The organism is Flavobacterium limi, assembly GCF_010645075.1.
In the GTDB taxonomy this organism is placed as follows: Bacteria; Bacteroidota; Bacteroidia; order Flavobacteriales; family Flavobacteriaceae; genus Flavobacterium; species Flavobacterium limi.
In genome coordinates this window covers 114,334-129,583 of record NZ_JAADZV010000001.1, presented here as the reverse complement: position 1 = coordinate 129,583, position 15,250 = coordinate 114,334, and the positions used below count along the sequence as shown (strand labels likewise).

Genomic DNA, 15,250 nt, shown 5'->3' with positions numbered 1-15,250 from the left:
ACCTTTGATTTGACAGGATTCAGAAATAGTATCTATTATATTTATTTGGAAAATGAAGGGGCGACTATTGTTAAGAAAATTATAGTTGAGTAACTTCTATAAAATATCTTCACAGGTAAAAACCTCTTTTAAACGAACTCCTTTTTCAGTATGTTCTACCGTGATAATTTGGTTATGTGCATCGTGTTCTAAAAACAAATAATAATTTTTGTCAGCCGCAGCAGTTAGCAGTTTAGATTTTTCCGGCATCGTCAATAAAGGCCTTGTATCATATCCCATAACGTATGGCAACGGAATATGGCCGGCAGTAGCCAATAAATCGGCACAAAAAACTATTGTTTTATCCTGATACTGAATATGTGGAATCATTTGCTTTTCGGTATGCCCATCAGCATAAAAAATTTCGAATCCCAATTCTTCTGAAAAACCAAAATCACTATTTGGCCTTTCAATAAAATTTAACTGACCGCTTTCCTGCATTGGTAAAATATTCTCTGCTAAAAAAGAAGCTTTTTCACGGGCATTGGGTTTTGTTGCCCATTCCCAATGATTTTCATTGGTCCAGTATCTGGCATTTTTAAAAGCCGGTTCATATCCGGTTTTATCTGCATTCCACTGAACACTCCCTCCACAATGATCAAAATGAAGATGGGTCATAAAAACATCCGTAATATCATCTCTGTGAAAACCATATTTTGCTAAAGAACCATCCAAAGAATGAGTGCCCCAAAGTGAATAATAGCCAAAGAATTTCTCAGATTGTTTGTTTCCCATTCCGGTATCTATCAAAATCAGACGATTTCCCTCTTCGATTAAAAGGCAACGGGCGGCAATATCAATTAAATTATTACCATCAGCAGGATTGGTTTTATTCCAGATTGTTTTGGGCACGACTCCAAACATGGCGCCCCCGTCTAATTTAAAATTTCCTGATTCAATGGGATAAAGTTTCATTTTCTAATTCATTAAGATGAAACAAAGCTAGGAAATACAATTTTTGTATTGCTGAAATTTAATTAAAAACTAAAATAAATTATTTCAGCGTTATAGATGTGCTGGAAATAATTTCGTTTTTATCAAAGAAATTAATAAAATAGGTTCCTTTTGCAAATCCGTTTCCATCCGAATTTAAAACACCATAAAGATTTACCGGCTGTCCCTGAAAATCTATACCAACTATAAAACTATAAACTAATGCTTTGCCGTTGCTAAATTCAACGAGTTTGTTGGCACCCAAAACAGTGTTTTTCTGGTCTAAAACCTGAACATAATAAACTCTTTTGCCCGTTTTAGCTACAGGGTTTCCGGCAATTGAGAAGCTAGCTTTAATCCTGTTGGTACTTTTAGCTTTGTCCGTTTCAAATTCTTCTCCCGATTTTTTCTCATGAATTGCTACAACTTTAAAATTATCCAGCTCTAATTTAGAAGCTGATTTTAAGGTATATTCAAGTTTTTTTCGCTGCGATGCCAATGTATCATTTTTGATTTTTTGTTGATGCATGGCTGAATTTTGGCTTTCAATTTCGGTTAGAAGGTTTTTATTTTGATCTTTAAGTTTTTTGATTTCCGAAATTTTTGATTGTAATGAAATCTTTAAATCCGAAAGCTGCTTTCGATACACTTCTAATTGCGAGAAAGTAGGGTTTTTTGAAGCTTTTATGATTTCCATCAGATTTTCGACATTCTTTTTTTCCAGTTCCAGTTCTTGTGACAAAGATGTTCTTTCTGATAAAACCTCATCATAAGCTATTTTTAAAGTATTTAGAGAGTCTAATATATTTTTTTGAGCATATGAATTTTTATCTTTAACAGTTAATTTTTCCCCATAAAACAGGCCAAAATCATTAGTCGACACATTATTATAAATATAAAATGTAATACCAAATCCAAAAACAAGTAATATTGAAATAACAGCTTTTACCCAATTTTTATTTTGTTTATTCATAGATCTCTTTATTTTGGTGCAAAAATAACGATATTTTACTACTAAAAACACGTATAATCACGTTTTTTCAGACGAATATTAAAACTAGTAATATTAAAATTATAAAGTGGGAGGATACAGCGATAATTAAATTATAACCTTTTAGAAATAAGTTATATCTATTTTAACATTTGTTATAATAATGTGAACCGTTATGTAAAAAGGTTTTTAAGTCGTATCTTTGCAAATAATTTCATTTCAGCATTGAAATCCAGCATCTTAAAAAAATCCTGTTTTTTTGGATTTGGATGAAAAACGGAAGAAAAATATAAATACCATAAACAATGATAAAAGTTTCTGATACAGCCAAAAAGAAAATCATCGATTTGATGACTGATGATGGTTTTGATGCCGCACATGACTACGTACGCGTAGGAGTAAAAAGCGGTGGATGCTCTGGTTTGTCATATGATTTGAAATTTGACAAAACCAAAGGCGATGATGACAAAATATTCGTAGACAATGATATACAAATCGCAGTTGAAAAAAAATCATTCCTTTATTTAGCCGGAACAATACTGGAATTTTCAGGCGGCTTAAACGGAAAAGGATTTGTGTTCAATAACCCAAACGCAAGCAGAACTTGCGGATGTGGCGAATCATTTTCTCTATAAACAATAAATAATTGCAAAATTTAAAGATTTAATTACAGAAGTATTTTAATATTTAAATCCTTCAATTTTAAAATCTTTCAATAAAAAAACAATGAGCAAATACACAGAAGACGATTTAAAAATCGAACTGGAAACCAAAGAATATGAATACGGATTTTATACCAATATAGAATCTGAAACATTTCCTATTGGTTTAAACGAAGAAATTGTAAGAGCTATTTCACTTAAAAAAGAAGAACCTGAATGGATGACTGAATGGCGCATCGAGGCTTTCCGTGCCTGGAAAGAAATGATCGAGCCGGAATGGGCAAACGTTAGTTACGAAAAACCGGACTTTCAGGCTATTTCATACTATTCAGCTCCAAAACAAGTAGATCCTAATAAAACTCTGGACGATGTTGATCCGGAATTATTAGAGATGTACAAAAAACTTGGAATTTCTCTTGATGAACAGAAAAAAATGAACAATATCGCAATGGATATTGTGGTCGATTCTGTTTCAGTAGTGACTACTTTCAAAAAGACTTTAGCAGAAAAAGGAATTATTTTCTGTCCGATTTCTGAAGCTATCAAGGAACATCCGGAATTAGTAAAAAAATATTTAGGAACTGTTGTACCTCAAAAAGACAACTTCTACGCAGCATTAAACTCAGCTGTTTTCTCTGACGGAAGTTTCTGTTATATTCCAAAAGGAGTAAAATGCCCAATGGAACTTTCAACTTATTTCAGAATCAATCAGGCTGGAACTGGACAATTCGAAAGAACTCTGGTTATTGCTGATGAAGGAAGCTACGTTTCTTACCTTGAAGGATGTACAGCACCAAGCCGTGACGAAAACCAATTACACGCTGCTGTAGTTGAATTAATCGCTTTAGATGACGCTGAAATTAAATATTCAACAGTTCAAAACTGGTTCCCAGGAAATAAAGAAGGAAAAGGCGGGGTTTATAACTTTGTAACTAAAAGAGGTTTATGCGAGACAAACGCTAAAATTTCCTGGACACAGGTTGAAACAGGTTCTGCTGTAACCTGGAAATATCCTTCTTGTGTATTGAAAGGAGATAATTCAGTTGGAGAATTTTATTCTATTGCTGTTACCAATAATTTCCAACAGGCTGATACCGGAACAAAAATGATCCATTTAGGAAAAAATACTAAATCGACTATTATTTCTAAAGGTATTTCGGCCGGAAAATCACAAAACAGCTACCGTGGTTTAGTGCAGATTTCTCCAAGAGCAGAAAATGCAAGAAACTTTTCGCAGTGTGACTCTTTATTAATGGGTAATAATTGCGGAGCACATACTTTCCCTTATATCGAAAGTAAAAATCCGTCAGCAAAAATCGAGCACGAAGCAACTACAAGTAAAATTGGAGAAGACCAGGTATTTTACTGTAACCAAAGAGGTATCCCGACTGAAAAAGCGATTGCTTTAATTGTAAACGGTTTCAGTAAAGATGTCTTGAACAAGCTCCCAATGGAATTTGCTGTTGAAGCTCAAAAATTATTAGAGATTTCTTTAGAAGGATCTGTAGGTTAAAAAAGTCACAGGTTTCAGGTTTTAATCTGAAAATTTATGCTTTACAACCATTAAAAAAAGAATTTTATATCAATTAAAATAAAAAGATTTTTCAAAGTTTAGTTTTTCAGCAGAACTGAAAACTTGAAACTTGAAACTTTAAACAAAGAAAAGATGTTATCAATAAAAAACCTTCACGCCGCAATTGGTGATAAAGAAATCCTTAAGGGAATTAATATAGAAGTTAAAGCTGGAGAAGTTCACGCGATAATGGGACCAAACGGTTCCGGAAAAAGTACCCTTTCTGCAGTTATTGCAGGAAACGAAAACTACGAAGTTACAGACGGAGAGGTAATTCTTGACGGAGAAGATCTTGGCGATTTAGCTCCGGAAGAAAGAGCACACAAAGGTGTTTTCCTTTCGTTTCAATATCCGGTAGAAATTCCTGGAGTTAGCGTAACTAACTTTATGAAAACGGCTATCAACGAAACTCGTAAAGCAAACGGTCAGGAAGAAATGCCTGCAAACGAAATGCTAAAAGTGATTCGTGAGAAATCGGAATTATTAGAAATCGACCGTAAATTTTTATCCCGTTCTTTAAATGAAGGTTTTTCCGGAGGAGAGAAAAAAAGAAACGAGATTTTCCAAATGGCGATGTTAGAGCCAAAATTGGCAATCCTTGACGAAACCGATTCTGGTCTTGATATCGACGCTTTAAGAATTGTGGCAAATGGTGTAAACAAACTGAAAAGCGACAAAAACGCCATTATCGTAATTACACACTACCAACGTTTGTTAGATTATATCGTTCCGGATTTCGTTCACGTATTATATAACGGAAGAATCGTAAAATCAGGAGGAAAAGAATTGGCTTACGAATTAGAAGAAAAAGGATACGACTGGATTAAGGCAGAGAATTAATTCTGAGTCGTAAAGTTTTAAAGTCTAAAGTCATAAAGTCCAAAACTAGATGAGTAAATTCAGATCTTTTGAAGAAATAAATTCTTGGCAAAAATCAAGAATCTTCAATAAAAAAATATATCTGACTACTGAAAATTCTACTTTTAAAAAAGACTTTGATTTCGTTAGACAAATAAGACGAGCATCGCTTTCTATATCATCAAACATAGCAGAAGGCTTTGGAGAAATACAGACAAAGAGTTTATTTACTTTTTGTATATCGCCAAAGCATCTGCCGGAGAAGTTAGATCTCAATTGTATTTAGCTTTTGATTTAGAATATATTATAAAAGAAGAATTTGAAATGCTTTTAGAGTCGGTTACAGAAATATCGAAATTATTAAGCGGTTTCATTAAATATTTAAGTCAAAAGTCATAAAGTCTAAAGTCATAAAGTCTCAAACTTTATATTTAAACTTTTAACCTTTTGCCAAACAGTCGACAATCTGAGGTCTTTCGACTTTCGACTTTCGACTTTAAGACTAAAAAAGAAATGGATTTAAAAGAAAAATTAGTATCGTCTTTTATGGCTTTTGAGGAGCGTGTTGATGTGCATTCAGATTTGCATGACATCCGTACAAATGCTATAAAAAACTTCGAAAATAAAGGTTTCCCAACCAAAAAAGAAGAAGCCTGGAAATATACATCGCTAAACGCCATCTTAAAAAATGACTTTACGGTTTTTCCAAAACAGGAAAATGCAATCGAATTCAATCAGGTAAAAAAATACTTTTTACACGAAATTGACACCTATAAATTAGTATTTATTGATGGTGTTTTCAGTTCGCATTTGTCTTCTACAACACACGACGGAATCGATGTTTGTTTGATGTCATCGGCATTGACCAAACCAAAATATAAAATGGTTATTGATACGTACTTCAATCAGATTGCGAGCAAAGACGACAGTTTAACTTCATTGAATACTGCTTTTGCAATTGAAGGTGCTTTTATCAATATTCCAAAAAAGAAAGTAGCCGATAAACCAATTGAGATTATGTATTTCTCAACAGGAAACGAAGCCGCTTTAATGGTTCAGCCAAGAAATTTAGTTATTGTGGGCGAGAATTCACATGTCCAGATTATCGAGCGCCACCAAAGTTTGAATGAAAATCCGGTTTTGACAAATTCTGTTACAGAGATTTTCGCTCAAAAACGTGCCATTGTTGATTATTACAAAATTCAAAATGACAATAGCGAAGCAAACTTAGTGGATAACACTTATGTTTCGCAACAGCAGGAAAGCCATGCTTATGTTCATACGTTTTCATTTGGAGGAAACTTAACTCGTAACAACTTAAACTTTTACCATTTCGGAGAAAGATTAACGAGTACGCTTAACGGAATTTCTATCCTGAATGACAAACAGCACGTTGACCATTATACTTTGGTGAACCACGCACAGCCAAACTGCGAAAGTTTCCAGGATTATAAAGGAATTTTCTCTGATCGTTCGACAGGAGTTTTCAACGGAAAAGTTTTGGTAGAAAAAGAAGCTCAAAAAACAAATGCTTTCCAAAAAAGCAACAACATTTTATTGAGCGATAAAGCTACAATCAACGCAAAACCACAATTGGAAATTTTTGCTGACGACGTAAAATGTTCTCATGGTTGCACAGTTGGACAGCTGGATGAAACAGCAATGTTCTACATGCAGTCTCGCGGAATCCCGAAAAAAGAAGCTAAAGCTTTATTGATGTATGCATTCTCAAATGCCGTTATCGAAAGCATCAAAATACCGGAATTAAAACAACGTATCACTAAAATCATTGCTACAAAATTAGGTGTGAATTTAGGATTTGATTTGTAAAATAAGAGTCCATTTATATAAACACAAAACCGGCAAGTTTTAACACTTACCGGTTTTTTTTCTGAGTATTTTACAGAAAATAATTCAATTTCATATTTAAGATGAACTTAAAATGAATAACAACTGCATCGTTCCCGTTTCCAAAAATCTTCTAATCTAAAATTCACAAAGAAAGAATGCGAACCATCATTATATCTTGAAAAACTATTGATGGATGCATCATAAGAATAACCAATCATATATTTTTCTAAAAATCTTACCCCAATAAATGAACCAACTGAAACACTTGGTTCAAAGTTTAAACTGGCATAAAATTTCTCTGACCATATTGAATTAAGCGCAAACATAGTACTTTGAGATTCTCCCTTTGAAAGTCTTGTCATAATAGTTGGCTGTAGTGAAACATATTCACTCATTTCGAATTTATAACCAGAAGTAATATAATACTTATTATTATTCGATAAAACATAAACCTGATCATTACGGTTTTTTTCAGCTAAAATATTAGGTATCCCAAGACCTACAAAAAATTTGTCATCATGAATATAAAAACCGGTTCCGAAATTAAAATTCATATTGTTTACGGTTCCTGAAAATCCACTATATTCTTCAGGATTTTCAATGGCTAATAAATTATAATCAAGTGTATAACTATTGACTCCTGCTTTTATTCCTAATGCAATCTTCCATTTACTGTTTAGGTTAAAATGATAGGAGTAATTACCTGTAACACTCGTTTCTTTACTTGCTCCGATTTCATCATTAATAACATCAAGTCCCATACCAGTGTGAGAATTGATAAAAGTTCCATGACCTGAAAACACAAGTGTAGTAGGTGCACCTTCAAATCCAACCCATTGGGAGCTATAAACTCCTGACAAGGAAATACCTTCATAACTTCCTGCGTAGGCCGGGTTATACGTCATAGGTGTAAAAAAATAACTGGACAATTTTGCATCTGCCTGAGCAGATACTTTAGAAAAAACAACAAATATTAATACTGCTATTTTTAAATTAAAAAAATTATTCATTTTTATTGGTTGTTGTCAATTTGCAGGAATCCTTTTAATTGATTGGATTTACAATTTGTTCTATATTTTAAAACAAAGTAATATGTTCCAGTTGGCAAAAAATTATTCTTCATAAACACATCCCTTGAATTAGATTTTCCTTCAAAGAAATTGTTTTCATTATTGTAATTGTCAGTCTTCCAGACTAAATTTCCATATCGATTAAAAATTTCAATATTATTCACAGGAAATTTATCTATTCCCTTTATTGTAAGTTTATTGTTCAGATTATTGCCATTAACGGTAATTAAATTATAATATTCCAGTTTACTGTCCATAATTGTTACAGTAACTGCTAATCTTGAAGCACTTTCACATTTTGTGGTACTATCATAAATTCCGGCATAAACAGTTTCACCATCAGTTAAACGATAATCTAATGACAGGATATTACCATTGATGAATGAATCATACCAAATTACCTGATTTGAATTTACATATACATCTGCCAGTGTAGGATTACTTTCTGAACAGAATTGCTGAATTCCAGGTCCTGTTGGATTCGGAACAGTTTTTATTACAGCTGTAACTGCTAAACGGCTTGCACTTTGACAGCCATTAATTGTCTGAGAAGCATAATATTTTACTCCGTTAACTAATGTTATATTACTACTCAAAGCTATTCCACCTGTTGCACCAGCAAACCATTGTATATTTGAACCAACAGCAGCTAAATCTTCAATTTTAGCACTGTTACAAAACTCCTGATTTGTATTTCCAGTTGGAGCAGCAACTACATTTATAATTACAGTCACTTCTGTTCGCAATGCACTTTCGCATCCGTTAAGGGTCTGTGAAGCGTAATATTTAGTGCCGTTGACCAATACCGTTGTCGGCAGTAATTGTACACCTGAAGCTGCTGCATCATACCATTTGATGGCCGTGCCTGTCGCTGATAAATTCGCGATTGTGGCTGCGCTGCAGAATGGCTGGGTCGCTGTGGCAGTCGGGGCGGCTGTGGTATTGATCACTGCTGTCACTTCTGTACGCAAAGCACTCTCGCAGCCGTTCAGGGTCTGGGAAGCATAATATTTAGTGCCGTTCACCAATGCCGTTGTCGGCAGTAATTGTACACCTGAAGCTGCTGTATCATACCATTTGATGGCCGTGCCTGTTGCTGATAAACTGGCTACTGTCGCTGCGCTGCAGAACGGCTGGGTTGCCGTGGCCGATGGCGCTGCCGTGGTATTGATCACTGCTGTTACCTCTGTTCGCAATATGCTCTCGCAGCCGTTAAGGGTCTGTGAAGCGTAATATTTAGTGCCGTTGACCAATACCGTTGTCGGCAGTAATTGTACACCTGAAGCTGCTGCATCATACCATTTGATGGCCGTGCCTGTTGCTGATAAACTGGCTACTGTCGCTGCGCTGCAGAACGGCTGGGTTGCCGTGGCCGATGGCGCTGCCGTGGTATTGATCACTGCTGTTACCTCTGTTCGCAATATGCTCTCGCAGCCGTTAAGGGTCTGTGAAGCGTAATATTTCGTGCCGTTCACCAATGCCGTTGTCGGCAGTAATTGTACACCTGAAGCTGCTGCATCATACCATTTGATGGCCGTGCCTGTTGCTGATAAATCCGCTACCGTAGCTGCGCTGCAGAATGGCTGGGTCGCTGAAGCAGTCGGGGCGGCTGTGGTATTGATGACTGCCGTTACCTCTGTACGCAAAACACTCTCGCAGCCGTTAAGGGTCTGTGAAGCGTAATATTTAGTGCCGTTCACCAAAGCTGCTGTTGGCAATAATTGTGTACCTGAAGCTGCTGCATCATACCATTTGATGGCCGTGCCTGTCGCTGATAAATTCGCGATTGTGGCTGCGCTGCAGAATGGCTGGGTCGCTGTGGCCGATGGTGCTGCCGTGGTATTGATCACTGCTGTCACTTCTGTACGCAATGCACTCTCGCAGCCGTTCAGGATCTGTGAAGCGTAATATTTAGTGCCGTTCACCAATGCCGTTGTCGGCAGTAATTGTGCTCCTGAAGCTGCTGCATCATACCATTTGATGGCCGTGCCTGTTACTGATAAATTCGCGATTGTGGCTGCGCTGCAGAATGGCTGGGTCGCTGTGGCCGATGGCGCTGCCGTGGTATTGATCACTGCTGTCACTTCTGTACGCAAAGCACTCTCGCAGCCGTTAAGGGTCTGTGAAGCGTAATATTTCGTACCGTTCACCAATGCCGCTGTGGGCAGTAATTGTGCTCCTGAAGCTGCTGCATCATACCATTTGATGGCCGTGCCCGTCGCTGATAAATTCGCGATTGTGGCTGCGCTGCAGAATGGCTGGGTCGCTGTGGCCGATGGCGCTGCCGTGGTATTGATCACTGCTGTCACTTCTGTACGCAATGCACTCTCGCAGCCGTTAAGGGTCTGTGAAGCGTAATATTTCGTACCGTTGACCAATGCCGCTGTCGGCAGCAATTGTGCTCCTGAAGCTGCTGCATCATACCATTTGATGGCCGTGCCCATCGCTGATAAATTCGCTACTGTCGCTGCGTTGCAGAATGGCTGGGTCGCTGTGGCAGTCGGGGCGGCTGTGGTATTGATGACTGCTGTCACTTCGGTTCGCAATATGCTCTCGCAGCCGTTCAGGGTCTGTGAAGCGTAATATTTAGTGCCGTTCACCAATGCCGCTGTCGGCAGCAATTGTGCACCTGAAGCTGCTGCATCGTACCATTTGATGGCCGTGCCTGTCGCTGATAAACTGGCTACCGTAGCTGCGCTGCAGAATGGCTGGGTGGCTGAAGCAGTCGGGGCGGCTGTGGTGTTGATGACTGCCGTTACCTCGGTTCGCAAAGCACTCTCGCAGCCGTTAAGGGTCTGTGAAGCGTAATATTTAGTGCCGTTCACCAATGCCGCTGTCGGCAGTAATTGTGCTCCTGAAGCTGCTGCATCATACCATTTGATAGCCGTGCCTGTTGCTGATAAATCCGCTACCGTAGCTGCGCTGCAGAATGGCTGGGTCGCTGAAGCAGTCGGGGCGGCTGTGGTATTGATGACTGCCGTTACCTCTGTACGCAAAACACTCTCGCAGCCGTTAAGGGTCTGTGAAGCGTAATATTTAGTGCCGTTCACCAAAGCTGCTGTTGGCAATAATTGTGTACCTGAAGCTGCTGCATCATACCATTTTATGGCCGTGCCTGTTGCTGATAAACTGGCTACTGTCGCTGCGCTACAGAACGGCTGGGTTGCCGTGGCCGATGGCGCTGCCGTGGTATTGATCACTGCTGTTACCTCTGTTCGCAATATGCTCTCGCAGCCGTTAAGGGTCTGTGAAGCGTAATATTTAGTGCCGTTCACCAATGCCGCTGTCGGCAGCAATTGTGCACCTGAAGCTGCTGCATCGTACCATTTGATGGCCGTGCCTGTCGCTGATAAACTGGCTACCGTAGCTGCGCTGCAGAATGGCTGGGTGGCTGAAGCAGTCGGGGCGGCTGTGGTGTTGATGACTGCCGTTACCTCGGTTCGCAATACACTCTCGCAGCCGTTAAGGGTCTGTGAAGCGTAATATTTCGTGCCGTTGACCAATGCCGATGTCGGCAGTAATTGTGCTCCTGAAGCTGCTGCATCGTACCATTTGATGGCGGTGCCTGTCGCTGATAAATTCGCTACCGTAGCTGCGCTGCAGAACGGCTGGGTTGCCGTGGCCGATGGAGCCGGAGTTGGACAATCTAACAGATATTTAGTAATGAAATAATTCTGTTCACCTACATTTTGAGTTGAATAACTATTTTCTGATAAATTGAAAGTATTTAGATTAGCGCTTGCAGTCGCTGAATTTCCTCCAAAAATTATACTCCCGTGATTGTCATAAATAATATCATTAAATACTTTACTACTCGGAAAATTAAGGGCAGCTACAAAATTAAGACTGTGATCTGCGTTTAATTTTGCCCAATATGCATTTCCTGTCACATTCATGACGCTTGAAGCTGGATCTAGATCATAACCAGTATAAGACTTTTCTATGTAACTTATTTGTCCTTGAGTATTTACGTCTATATGCTCAATATTTGTAGAAAAATTACCAGTGTGAATTAAACTCCATAAATAATTTCCATTTGAGTCCCATTCAACTATACATGTTTTACCATACCCACCGGTACTTAACAAAGCCTCAGCTGAAGGGTTTGGATCCACATCTACGATTGATGAGGATGCTAACAATATAAAATACAAATGATCATTTTTAACCACAAAATCAACTGGATTACTAGATGTTGATGCATTATTATCTCTTTTGATTTCTCTTGTCCAAAGATAACTTCCGGAAGAGGAATATTTTGAAACAAAAGTATGGGTTCCATTTGCCGTAAAATTTGTTGTACCTGCGGTTCCATTTAAATCCCTGGTGCCGGAAAAGCTGGATAACTCATAAATATTATTTCCTGAATCGATACCAATTTTAGTATTATTAGTAGTGGAAACTCTTTCTAAAGATGAAATAAGATTTCCATTAGCATCATATTTAATAATAAATGAGCCTTGTCCGCCTGCAGTATTAATTAAGGAAACTCCTGCGCCAGCATCAATATCAAGATTTGTTGAATAAGTATAACCTGCCAGTATTATATTATTTAAACTGTCTGTTTTTAAATCTGTCAAATAATCCTGGTTGGTTCCTCCCATTGTTTTTACCCAAATCAGGTCACCATTTAAACTATTGTATTTAGCAAAAAAAACATCATAACTACCAATTGTAGTTCTGAGTTGAGAATTTGTACCATTTATGTCAAAGTTCACAGTCCCATAAAAATTTCCGGCTACAAGAAGATTATTCCCGTCCATAGGGATTATAGAAATTATATCTGCATAATCTGAACTGGTTGGTGCTTTAATATTACCTGCCCATTGTAAAACGCTATTTTTATCATGTTTTGCAATAAAACTAGCGTGATGATACAGAGTTGAAGCACCATAACCGGAATTATAAAGATAAGTCGAAGGTGTTATCATGTTTGTTCCGGTCCCAGAATTTATATCAAAAGGTCTGTTTGTTCTACCTGCCAGAAATATATTATTGGATTGATCTGACGCTAATTTTTTCAAATTGTATTGCGGCGAATCATATTGAGTACACGGATAGGTATAGGAAGATGCCCAACAACTTCCGGTATAAGGTGTGGAAACACCTTCTCCATGTGCATTTGTCCAATCATATTGAAAGGTTTGTGCAGTAATTTTATTACCGGCTATAAAAAGGAAAAATAAGAGTACAAAAAAGTAGAGTTTCTGCATATAAGTACTGAATTCTAAATGGATATAATGTGGCAAAACAGATTGTGGCAAAAATAATATTTAGAACTAAATTACCCTAAACAAAACTTAAATTTTAGTTAAAAACAATAAATTATTACATGATAATCAACTATTTATAAGAAAAAACTTTAGGCAATTTACTCCCTTTCTGACAGCATCGAATTGTAATAACCAGCCTTGGCATGATTACCCTTTTTTTGATAGTAATCAATCAAAAAAGATAATACCCCCGGATTATAAGGTTTCCTGATAGCTGCTTTTTCAATGTAAGGTAATGCATTGAGAGTATCCTTTTGCGTTAACAAATAATTAGCCATCTCAGCATATCCTAACGGAGACTCGGGATATTTTGAAATAAACTTTGAAAGAATTGCTATTCCCTTTTGCCTATACCCGGATTTAAAATAAAGACGATTTAATGTTTCATACCCTTTTTGATAATCAGGATTAAATACCAAAACTTTCTCCAGATATTGTATTGCTTTTAAAGTGTCATTTTTATTAAAAAAATATTCATGTAAATACATTAAATACTGCTCTTTTTCTCTATTGGACAAGCTGACTGAAATAACATCATTACACTCTGCTTCTTTACCCAGCATACAATTTATTACAGCCAAATTTGATTTTATCGCATGGTTGTCAAAAGGAATCTTTGCATATCTTTCATAATATTTCTTCCCTAAAATAAGTGATTTTTCCTTTTCGTTAAAATCGTTTTCAGCTAGTGATTTTTCAAAATAAAAATTCCCCAATTCTAACAGTAATTTATAATTTTCCGGATAAGATTTAAGATCTGCTTCAAATAATGTCTCTGAATCTTTCCATTCCAGACTTCTTTTATAGCTCAGCAAGCTTAACAATAATGCCGGCACAATTATTAGATAATATTTTAGATTGCTTGATCCTTTAAAAATTAAAAAACTAATTATCACCAATTTAACCAATATCGGAGCCATAAAAAGCAGAATAATAAAACCAAACCTGTCTGCAAAAACCCCTGGCAATAACTCTGGTATATTCGAAAAACTAAAAAGGATAATTAAACTGGCCAACAGAAAAAAGCCAAATTTTTTTCTTTTAAGAAACAGATAAATTCCAGCAGGAATTCCAATAATAAAAAACAGCAAGCCAATAAAAAAATGACAGGTAACATTTTTAACTATATCAAACAGCGGATAGCCGTAATAAGAGGACAAATGGCCCGGATATAAAATAGTTGTAATATACTTTCCAATGACATGAAAACCGGTTTTGGTTCTTTCTGCCAAAGTAACATTTTCAGCAATAAGCGGGTTTTCAGCAAAAAGCAGTATGCGGTCGCCGGATTCTAATTTATCATGAATAAATATCGTAAAATACCCCGCAAGAAATAGCAGCCCGGCAAAGACTATTGCGTTTTTGATTTTGAATTCTTCTGACCACATATAAAAAAGTAGCGGAAGAGTAATTAATAACAAAATACCCGTTTTCTTGGACAAAATTGCCAGAACAAAACAGAGAAACAAGGAAACCAAATAAGCTTTCTTTTTTGTTCGCAGATGTTTAAACAACGAAATTACAGCTATTAAACCAAAAAGAACGACATACAATTCCTCTCTGGCCTTACTGCTGCACACAATTTCTGTCGACAAAGGATGCACTGCCAAAAGCAATATGGAGGCTTCAGCTAAAAAAGAATCTTTAGACTGAACAACCCTTTTTATAAAATACCATAGCAACAGCAGAAAACTTTGGAAAAAAAGTAAACTTATGGTATGCGAAACAAAGGGATTTATACCAAATATTTTTACTTCCAGATAAAATAATAATTTAGAAACAGGTCTGTATTCATGTCTGAGTCCGTCAGCCTGAGTGAATGAAGGCTCTGTAAAAATAATTTTTATGGCTTCACTTATATCTTTGTTGATCAGCTCGTCCGTATAATATAAGCGATCGTCAATATTAAAATTATTAGACAACGAATTAAAATACAGTATTGTAGTTACAATTAAAATTATGAATACAAAATTGTATTTAAATGAAACAATGTTCTTCAT

At 36.8% G+C, this 15,250-nt stretch carries 9 protein-coding genes and 1 pseudogene; 5 read left to right on the top strand and 5 right to left on the bottom strand.

Annotated elements, in window-relative coordinates; genetic code table 11:
• Positions 1-96: 96 nt before the first annotated feature.
• Positions 97-954 (bottom strand): MBL fold metallo-hydrolase, encoded by an 858-nt coding sequence (locus GXM16_RS00585; RefSeq protein WP_163391702.1) that lies wholly within the window; start codon positions 952-954, stop codon positions 97-99.
• A gap of 79 nt (positions 955-1,033) precedes the next feature.
• The gene (locus tag GXM16_RS00580) at positions 1,034-1,945 is read right to left on the bottom strand and encodes a hypothetical protein (RefSeq protein ID WP_163391700.1); all 912 of its coding nucleotides are present in this window, start codon (positions 1,943-1,945) and stop codon (positions 1,034-1,036) included.
• Between the two features lie 323 nt (positions 1,946-2,268).
• Between GXM16_RS00580 and GXM16_RS00575 the strand changes: the two genes are divergently transcribed.
• From GXM16_RS00575 to sufD, 5 genes and pseudogenes are all read left to right on the top strand, one after another.
• Positions 2,269-2,598 carry a HesB/IscA family protein gene (locus tag GXM16_RS00575; RefSeq protein WP_026727150.1) on the top strand — a complete coding sequence of 110 codons (330 nt, stop codon included), beginning with the start codon at positions 2,269-2,271 and terminating at the stop codon, positions 2,596-2,598.
• Between the two features lie 91 nt (positions 2,599-2,689).
• Positions 2,690-4,138, top strand: a complete 1,449-nt coding sequence (sufB, locus tag GXM16_RS00570) for a Fe-S cluster assembly protein SufB (protein WP_163391698.1) — start codon at positions 2,690-2,692, stop codon at positions 4,136-4,138.
• Between the two features lie 153 nt (positions 4,139-4,291).
• Positions 4,292-5,038, top strand: coding sequence for a Fe-S cluster assembly ATPase SufC (gene sufC, locus GXM16_RS00565; RefSeq protein WP_163391696.1), 747 nt, complete (start codon positions 4,292-4,294; stop codon positions 5,036-5,038).
• A gap of 49 nt (positions 5,039-5,087) precedes the next feature.
• A pseudogene (locus GXM16_RS00560) lies at positions 5,088-5,455 on the top strand (four helix bundle protein).
• 114 nt (positions 5,456-5,569) lie between these two features.
• The gene (gene sufD, locus GXM16_RS00555) at positions 5,570-6,886 is read left to right on the top strand and encodes a Fe-S cluster assembly protein SufD (RefSeq protein WP_163391694.1); all 1,317 of its coding nucleotides are present in this window, start codon (positions 5,570-5,572) and stop codon (positions 6,884-6,886) included.
• 107 nt (positions 6,887-6,993) lie between these two features.
• On the opposite strand, the gene GXM16_RS00550 is transcribed toward sufD, so the two are convergent.
• The 3 genes from GXM16_RS00550 to GXM16_RS00540 form a co-directional block, all read right to left on the bottom strand.
• Positions 6,994-7,917: a PorP/SprF family type IX secretion system membrane protein gene (locus GXM16_RS00550; protein WP_163391692.1), complete on the bottom strand. Its 924-nt coding sequence runs from the start codon at positions 7,915-7,917 to the stop codon at positions 6,994-6,996.
• A 2-nt stretch (positions 7,918-7,919) separates the two neighbouring features.
• A complete protein-coding gene (locus tag GXM16_RS00545) occupies positions 7,920-13,190 on the bottom strand; it encodes a T9SS type B sorting domain-containing protein (RefSeq protein WP_163391690.1) in 5,271 nt (1,756 codons plus the stop codon).
• A gap of 158 nt (positions 13,191-13,348) precedes the next feature.
• Positions 13,349-15,250 (bottom strand): glycosyltransferase family 39 protein, encoded by a 1,902-nt coding sequence (locus GXM16_RS00540; RefSeq protein WP_163391688.1) that lies wholly within the window; start codon positions 15,248-15,250, stop codon positions 13,349-13,351.

Coding starts and splice junctions, on each gene's coding strand:
- GXM16_RS00550 (WP_163391692.1), bottom strand. CDS start 7,917: ATGAATAATTTTTTTAATTTAAAAATAGCAGTATTAATATTTGTTGTT.
- GXM16_RS00585 (WP_163391702.1), bottom strand. CDS start 954: ATGAAACTTTATCCCATTGAATCAGGAAATTTTAAATTAGACGGGGGC.
- GXM16_RS00540 (WP_163391688.1), bottom strand. CDS start 15,250: ATGAAGAACATTGTTTCATTTAAATACAATTTTGTATTCATAATTTTA.
- GXM16_RS00575 (WP_026727150.1), top strand. CDS start 2,269: ATGATAAAAGTTTCTGATACAGCCAAAAAGAAAATCATCGATTTGATG.
- GXM16_RS00580 (WP_163391700.1), bottom strand. CDS start 1,945: ATGAATAAACAAAATAAAAATTGGGTAAAAGCTGTTATTTCAATATTA.
- sufB (WP_163391698.1), top strand. CDS start 2,690: ATGAGCAAATACACAGAAGACGATTTAAAAATCGAACTGGAAACCAAA.
- GXM16_RS00545 (WP_163391690.1), bottom strand. CDS start 13,190: ATGCAGAAACTCTACTTTTTTGTACTCTTATTTTTCCTTTTTATAGCC.
- sufC (WP_163391696.1), top strand. CDS start 4,292: ATGTTATCAATAAAAAACCTTCACGCCGCAATTGGTGATAAAGAAATC.
- sufD (WP_163391694.1), top strand. CDS start 5,570: ATGGATTTAAAAGAAAAATTAGTATCGTCTTTTATGGCTTTTGAGGAG.